Source organism: Paraburkholderia sp. SIMBA_030, assembly GCF_046535245.1.
Taxonomy (GTDB): domain Bacteria; phylum Pseudomonadota; class Gammaproteobacteria; order Burkholderiales; family Burkholderiaceae; genus Paraburkholderia.
The window spans coordinates 1-233 of the sequence record NZ_JAWRXB010001724.1 but is presented as its reverse complement, the minus strand read 5'-3'; the positions used below and the strand labels follow the sequence as shown (position 1 = coordinate 233).

At 58.4% G+C, this 233-nt stretch carries 1 protein-coding gene; it reads left to right on the top strand.

Translation table 11 applies throughout. The features are described from left to right. Nucleotides 1-233 (top strand): hypothetical protein (locus SB772_RS45910; RefSeq protein WP_410839262.1); only part of this gene is annotated, 233 nt, incomplete at both ends.

The following is a 233-nucleotide window of genomic DNA, read 5'->3' as shown; positions in this document are numbered from 1 at the left end:
GACGGCGCGTTGCAACTGCTCGGCAGCTACAGCAGCCTTATCGTGTTGCCGCCCAAGACGAAGGATTCGAATGAATACGTCGAAGAACGCGTGGGCAGAATCTGGAAGGCTACGTCTGAGGGCTACCAGGGCCTTCCCGACGCACAGGCAGATATCGGTCTGTACACGAATTCTGGCGTAGACATTCAGGTGCGGCAGTCTGCCCTCCTGCGTCAAGGCTACGTATCGACCCC